Source organism: Acidobacteriota bacterium (genome assembly GCA_040752915.1).
Classification (GTDB): domain Bacteria; phylum Acidobacteriota; class UBA4820; order UBA4820; family DSQY01; genus JBFLVU01.
Genome location: JBFMHB010000098.1, coordinates 1 through 7,340, shown reverse-complemented (window position 1 = coordinate 7,340; position 7,340 = coordinate 1). Strand labels below are relative to the sequence as shown.

Annotated in this window: 4 protein-coding genes; 1 reads left to right on the top strand and 3 read right to left on the bottom strand. The window is 69.6% G+C overall.

Annotation, left to right across the window (positions count from 1 at the left end; translation table 11 throughout):
* From AB1824_12505 to AB1824_12495, 3 genes are all read right to left on the bottom strand, one after another.
* A partial coding sequence (locus tag AB1824_12505; GenBank protein MEW5765784.1) for a cytochrome c biogenesis protein CcdA occupies positions 1-1,383 on the bottom strand: 1,383 nt, incomplete at its 3' end.
* Positions 1,380-2,267, bottom strand: a complete 888-nt coding sequence (locus AB1824_12500) for an aminotransferase class IV (protein MEW5765783.1) — start codon at positions 2,265-2,267, stop codon at positions 1,380-1,382. The genes AB1824_12500 and AB1824_12505, both read right to left, overlap by 4 nt.
* An 81-nt stretch (positions 2,268-2,348) precedes the next feature.
* Positions 2,349-6,269 carry a sigma 54-interacting transcriptional regulator gene (locus AB1824_12495; GenBank protein MEW5765782.1) on the bottom strand — a complete coding sequence of 1,307 codons (3,921 nt, stop codon included), beginning with the start codon at positions 6,267-6,269 and terminating at the stop codon, positions 2,349-2,351.
* Positions 6,270-6,537: 268 nt separating this feature from the next.
* Between AB1824_12495 and AB1824_12490 the strand changes: the two genes are divergently transcribed.
* Positions 6,538-7,340, top strand: an 803-nt coding sequence (locus AB1824_12490) for an EAL domain-containing protein (GenBank protein ID MEW5765781.1), incomplete at its 3' end; no start/stop codon positions are given.

The window sequence follows — 7,340 nt, the reverse complement described above, 5'->3', positions numbered from 1 at the left end:
ATGGCGGCTCGCTCCAAAGAGGAGGAACCCCGCCACGAACCCCAACCCCAGGCCCGAGGCCAACCAGAAGGCCGGGCGGGGAAGGTACAGGCCCGCGAAATAGAAGGCCGCCGCGAGGATCAGGGCTCCGAAGAGGACCCGCACCCCGTCCATCCAACCCCCCGATTTGGGGAGGGCCGCCAGGACGCCCGAGAAGGTTCCGATGACCAGGAACAGCAACCCCAGGCCCAGGGCAAAGGTGAAGAGGTAGAGGAACCCCAGAAAAGAGGATCCGGTGGAGGCCACGACCACCAGGATGGCCAGGATGAGGGGGCCGATGCAGGGGCTGGCCACCAGCCCGGACAGAGCGCCGATCAGGAAGGCCCCCACGAATCCGCCCCCGCGGGATTTCTGCTTGGTCTGTTCGATCCGGTTGGTGAGGCGGGCCGGGGTCTTGAACTCGAAGAGGTTGAACATGGAGAGGGCCAGGGCGAAAAAGAGGAGGGCCACGGGGATGCCCACCCAGGGCGTCTGGGCGAGGGATCCGAAGGTCTGGCCCGCCTTGGCGGAGACCGCTCCCAGCATGGCGTACAAGAGGGCGAGCCCCAGAACGAAGGCGAGAGACAGGAGGAATCCGTGGGCCCGGCCTTTCCCCTCCGATCGGGAGCCGATGTACGCGACGGTGATGGGGATCACCGGGTACACGCAGGGCGTGAGGCTCGAGAGGACCCCGAAGAGGAAGGCCAGGAGCAGGGCGAAGGGGACGTTTTCCCTGGCGGCCTGGCCGAAGCGGTCCTGAAAGGACCCTCCCTGGGGCGCCTCCGGTTGCGGGACGGCCTCCGGAGGGGAAGCCGGCTCCACGGCCGGCTCCACGACGGGCGGGGTAGGCGCCGGCGTTTCGGGGGCAGGTCCGGCCGGAGCGGGGGGGGCAAGGATCACGGGAGCCTCGATGGACACGGCGCTTCGGGCGGGGAGGAAGCAGATCTTCTCCCCGTAATCCTGGCAGGCCTGCCACTTGAGCAGAAGGGTGCCTCGAATGGGTCCGGCCTCCCCGGCGGGAACGGTCAGCGGAACACGAATGGAGGCGCGGCCCCTCAGGACCGCGATTCCCTCTTCCACCTCCCCCGCCGGATAGGCGGGGGTTCCCAGGAGGCGCGCCACGGGGCCCTCCGCCTCCACACGAAGCTCCTTCCCCGCAAAGAGGTGGTATCCGGTGGGGATCTCCACGGTGAGCGTGAGCGTGGCCTCTCCCGGTGACCGCACCGGCGTGGGAGAGAGGGACGTGGACAACTTGAGCTCGGGAGGCGCGGGCTCCCCCTCCTGGGGGCCGACGGCCGCCAGGGCGGGAAGCGTCGAGGCGATCGCGAAGGCGAAGGCGAGAAAGCGGGCATTCCAGCGGGTCATGCGGTGTCTCCGGAAGTGGCCTCCAGGGCATGCTCCTGCAGAAGTCCCAGGAGGCGGTCAGTGAGGACGCCGGGGGTTCCGGCTCCGATGGTCCGCCCATCAACCTCCACCAGCGGCACGACCTCTTTCAAGGTGGACGCCAGAAAGGCCTCCCGGGCCTCGATGAGCTCCTCGACCCGGACCGGGCGCTCCTCGCAGGGAATCCCGGCCTTCGGCGCAAGGTCCAACAAGATGGAACGCGTGACGCCGTCCAGAATGCCAGACGGGAGATCCGGCGTGACCAGGACCTTCCCCAGAACCAAGAAGACGTTGCTGCTCGACCCTTCGGCCAGGAATCCCGAGGGATTCAGCAGGAGGGCCTCGAAGGCGCCCTCGGCCTCGGCTTCGCGCCGGGCGAGGTGGAGCTCCGGGTTCCCCGCAAACTTCACCGCCGGTATGAAGCCTCCCGGGTTCCACCGGGGCCGGCGCGAGATCACGCCTCGGACCCCACGCTCGTAGTACGCGGCCACGTAAGGAGGCAGGGGTCCGGCCAGGGCCGTCCAGAAAGGCGGCCCTCCCGGCGCGGCGTACCCACCCGGCACCCTGGCCCCGGGGCTGACCGTCACGCGAAGGTAGGATTCCTCGGGGGCCCGGAGGGCCGCCAGGTCGACCAAGGTTCTCGCAAGGTCTTCCAGGGGAAGGACGGGGAACCCCATGCGCCGGGCCCCGCGATCCAGCCGCTCGAGATGAAGGCGAAGCGCGAAGGGCTTGGCGTGGTAGGTCCTCAGGGTTTCGTACAGAGCGGCTCCGTAAAGATAGCCGTGGTCCAGGGCCGAAAGGCGACAATCCTCGGCCGGAACCGGACCTTTTTCGCCGCTGGCCCACGCCCACCATCCAACCGCCACGCCCACCTCCAGGGGGTTGAAGTATACCAAGAGCGCGGGGGAGTCGGAGCGGGCGGGCGATCCGGCCTGGTGCCCTCGACCTTATCGGGGCTCGGAGCGAATGCCCAGCCTCCGCATCTTCTCAAAAAGGCCCTGGCGGGAGATGCCCAACCTTCGGGCCGCCTCCGACGGACTCCCCCCGCTGGCGTCGAGGGCCGCCCGGATGGCCGCCGATTCGGCCCGGCGCAGGGCGTGGGCCAGGCTGAGCCCGTCCCCGGCGACGGGCGTGCCCTCCTCGGAGAGGCGGGCGGGCAGGTGGCGCGTCCGGATCCTATCCTCCCCCTGGGAGGCAACGAGGAGCGCCCGGGCCACGTTCTGGAGCTCCCGGACGTTTCCGGGCCAGCGGTATGCCTCCAGGCGGGACAGGACCTCCGGATCCACCGGTGGGCGCGGGACCCGTTCGGCGTCCGCCGCGCGCGTCAGGAAGTGCTCGAACAGGAGGGCCACGTCCTCCGGACGGCGCCGCAAGGGGGGGATCTCCACGCGGATCACGTTGAGTCGGTGGAGGAGGTCCGCCCGGAAGGCGCCCCGAGCGACGGCCTCCTCCAGGTCCCGATTGGTGGCGGCCACGATGCGGGCGTTGCTGTGGCGGGGGCGCACTTCGCCCACCGGAAGGAAGGACCCGTCCTGCAGGAACCGCAAGAGGGAGGCCTGGACCTCCGCGGGAAGCTCCCCCACCTCGTCCAGAAACAGCGTGCTGTCCCGCGCTGCCTCCACCAGACCGCTCTGGTCCCGGTCGGCCCCCGTGAAAGCGCCCTTTCGGTGCCCAAAGAGAAGGCTGGCCGCCAGGGTGGGGCTGAGGTTGGCGCAGTTCGCGGGCACCCACGCCTTTCGTCCCCTGGGCGAGGCGACGTGGAGCGCCTGAGCGAAGATCTCCTTTCCCGTGCCCGGCTCGCCGGTCAGCAGGACGGGAAACGAGAAGGGCGCCGCCCGCGCCAGCAGGTCCAGCGCAGGGGCCATGGCCGGCGACCGCGTCAGGAGGAGGCCCTCGAAGGCCTTTGGAAAGACCGGTGGCGCGCCGTGGGGCGCCGGTCTCCTCACTGGGAGCAACCTCAGCCAGAGGCGGAGTAGCGTCTCCGTTTCCGCGGGCATGTACCTCCCGGGGCGTGATGCGCATCCCACCCAGCGCCCCGAAGGGTCCTGGGCGCCCACCACCGTGGTCCCGTCCTCCTGAACCGGTCCCGTCCGCCCGCGAGCGGCGAGCAGGGCCCGGCGACCGTCCGGATCGGGGTCCCCGGCGAAGCTTGGCATCTCCCCGGGGCACCCGAGGCACACGGGGCCTCCAAGGTACCCAGCCAGCCGCTCCAGAGCGCCCTCCTCGCCGGACTCGGCCGATGCGAGGAGAGCCAGTTCGGAAACGGGCGGTTCCTCCGGGGCGGGAGGGCGGTTCAGAGGGGGGTCCAGGAGGGAGAACAGGTCCCGTTCGGGTCCGCGGATGCGGTTCCTCTCGAGGTAGCTACGAAGCCTTTCCCGCGTCTCCGGATCCAACCGCGGCAGGGTTCCGGCCCTGGCCATGGCCATCAGGACGCGGCAGGAAAGGTGATCGGATCCCGAGGCCCGGGCCTCCGCCCAGGCGCACTCCAGGTCCCCCTTCGCGCCGGTTCCGGGGCCTGCCGAAAGGAGGTGCCAGAAAGCCCGCCCACAGGACGTGGCGGTTTTCAGAAGGGCCAGGGCCTTCTTCCGCTCGGAGGAGGTGAAGGTCCCGATGCCCCTCCTTGCGGCCGCGGAGCGCACGGCGGCTTCCATGATCCGGTCGTCGGCCTCCAGATCGGGCCATGGCGTTTCTCGAAGGCGATCCACGATGTGGCGAAGCCGCCCCTCCTGCCCCGTGAGAAGGAGCAAGTCTCCGAGGACAACGAGCAGGTCGTGGAGAACCTCGGGCTCCGAGACCTTGTCCAGCTGGCTCAAACCCCTTTCCGCCGCCTCCAAGGCCTCGGGGTAGCGTCCCAGGTGTTGCAGGGCCAGGGTGCACCAGAAGGCGTCCAGGGAAGCCGCCACAACGTTCCGCGCCGCGAGGTCCTCCTGCAGCGCCCCCTGGAAGATCGTCAAGGCTTCCAGAGGATGGCCCTCCTCCAGGCGGCATATGGCGCCGTTGAAGCGGGCGTAGGCGGTGAGGACCTTCAATCCGAGGGCCCGCCCTCCGTCGGCGGCCCGCTCGTAAGCGGCGGCCGCCTCGGCCTGCCTTTGGAGCCGCCGAAGAGCATTGCCCAGATCGCACAGGGCAGAAGCCTCATGGGCCCGGAAGCCGACCGAGGCGGCTGTTTCCAGGGCCCGCTCGAAATGGGTTCGGGCGCCCTCCACGTCGCCGAGCTTCTGCTTCAACAGGCCCCACCTGTGGTTCAGGAGGAAGCGGATCGCCGGAGGAGGGCTCTCCCCGGCGGCCTCCTCGGCGCGGTGCAAGAAATCCAGGGCGCCGTCCGCATCCGAAGCAAAGAGGCGGACGGTGGCCAGGACGCAGAGCGTGGTCGCCCGGAGATCGGGATCCGACGCCTCCTTCGCCAGTCGAAGCAGGACCGACTCGGCCTTTTCACGGTCCCCCCGAAGCCACAGGACCTGCCCCTCCAGGTTCGCTAAAGCGGGAAGCAGCTCACGCGGAAGGTCCGCATCCTTTTTCGCGGCCTCCACGGCCTTGGCAAGCCCCTGGAAATCTTGAAGCCGCTCCAGGGCCCGCGCCCTCCAGTATGGGACTCCCAGCCGGGCGCGTTCGGGCCGCTTCATCTCCTCCCAGCGCTCCAGAGCCTGCGACGGCTGGCCTGCCATGAGGAGGGCCACGCCCTGCCAGAACCGCGCGACCTCCGGCTCCCCCCTGTGGTCCCACCGCCGCGCCCGACCCAGGAGGGCGGGCAGGGCCCCCGCCCGGAGGAGGTCCGCCTCCGACTGACCGGCCGTTCTCGGTTGATCCGTCGAGCCAAGGCCTCCCCAAACGGGCAGGGCGGGATGCTCAGGAAGGAAGTCGAGGGGGGGGACGAGAGGCTCTCCGCACCGGGGTGCCGGAAATCCGGCCCGACCCAGGACGCGGAGCAGGTCGTCGGGAGATGGGCCCAGACAGGCGGAGGCGTGGCGCACGTACCACTCTTCGCCCGTCGGCGTGAGCCAGAGAAAGCGGATGCCCTCCGTCCTTCCGGCGGGCCGCCCTTCCGTCGGGTGGAGGACGACCACGGCGCGCGCCGCCGATCGCGCGGCCGATTCCAGGGCCTTCTGGCTTTGCGAATCCAGCACCTCGCCCGCCAGAATCCAACCCCCGCCGGACTCCTCCGCCAAGACCCTCGCGAGGGACTCGGTGAGTCCTTTCGGACCGTCTCGCAAGGCGCTCCGCATCCATTCCCGGGCCCCCTCCAGGGAGCCGATCCGGGATACCAGAAGGGGCTCGAGCCCCGCAAAGGCATAAGGCGCCACGCCTTCCAGCAGGACAGGGGTCAGCGTCCTCCCCTCCCCTTCTGGATCGAGCGCGGCCTGGATGGCCCCCATACGGTCCACCCCACTTTCGGCGCGGTAGACCCGGAACCCGGGGAGACGAAGATCGGCCGCCGGCCTCCAGACCACACCCACCCCCCACCTTCCCGGCGGCAGGGCCTCTGGTCCCAGGGCCGCGGCCATTTCCACGAGATCCAGAAGAAGGCCCCTGCAGGAGGCGGCGAGGCCCTCCTCCGGCCGCGACCGCTCCAGCCACTCGCGCCAGCGCCCATAGAGCCGCAGGCGGCGGGGGAGACCCGCCCCTCTGCCGGTGGGGCCGGGCGCCCGCCCGGCGAGGAGCCGACGGATGAGGGCGGCATGGCCTTCCGCCGGTGGGTCCATGGATTCCTGCCTCGGCTCCGCCGCCCACCGGGGCAGCCCGTCCTCCCCCAGAGCCCAGCCCTCGGGCCAAGGCGTCCAGGGCCATCCCTGGGCCTCGAGAAAGGCCAGCGACGAGAACAGGCCGATGGAAAAGCGCAGAATGGGGACTTCGCCGGACAGGTTCAGCACGGACCTCTGCGGGCCCCGGGCGGACCCTGGGCGGTCCAAAGCGGGGTGCAACAAGCACTCGGGAGGGTTCCCCCCGCCCGCTCCCCGCGACCCGTTTCGAGGCACCCTGGTCCTCACGCCTCCCCCTCGTGCGGCACCGATCTCCGAATGGACCGTTTCTGGGTACCATAAAACCGAGCGGTGCTCAAGGCCGGCCGCCGCGGCGCCGGCGTTCGCCTTGCGCCGAATCCGACCCCCGGAGTAAGATGCGCCCGGGGAGGAATCGCGGTTGGAATTCAACCGAAAGGACCTTCAGAACGAGCTCATTTCTCTCCGAGCCTCCCTGTACGACGTCAACACCCGTCTCCCCGCCTACGGCGCCTGCTTCGAGACGCTCAAACAGATGACCGAGGACCGCTATCTCGGAGTGGTGTTGCTGCAGGTCTCGGACCTGGAGCGGCTCGAGTCGGTCTTCGGGTTCGACCGGTACGAAGGCATACTCCGCCGCGCGGCCTTTCACATCCAGGACGTGAACAACCGCGAATTCGGGGGCCAGCTCCTGGTCACCCAGCGGGGTATCTTCGATGACCAGTTCTGCGTCTTTGCCCCCTATTCCCTCCTGTCCACGGGCGCCCTGCTGGCCCTGGAGCGCATCGCGAGGAGGATCTACGGAGCCCTCGAGGACGAACTGGCCCTTCACGAGGTCCCGGGGCTGTCTCTCCACCTCGGCTATTCCATGCTCCACTACAACCCCTTTCTCCGATTCGAAAGGCTCGTCCACCGGGTCATCGAGGAGACGGCCGCCCTCGCCCAACGCCAGGAGGAGACGGAACTGGTCCTCCACGAGCTGGAGCTCCGGCAAATTCTGACGCGGCAGGCCATCCACTCGGTCTTTCAGCCGATCGTCCACCTCGAGTCCGGAGAGATCCTTGGGTACGAGGCGCTCGCCCGGGGGCCGGCCGGAACCCCTTACGAATGGCCTGAGGCGCTCTTCACCTTCGCGCGCCAGTCGCGCCTGAGCCGCCAGCTGGACCACCAGTGCAAGATGGCCGCCCTGGAGGCGGCGAGGAATCGGCCCGAAGGAAAGAAACT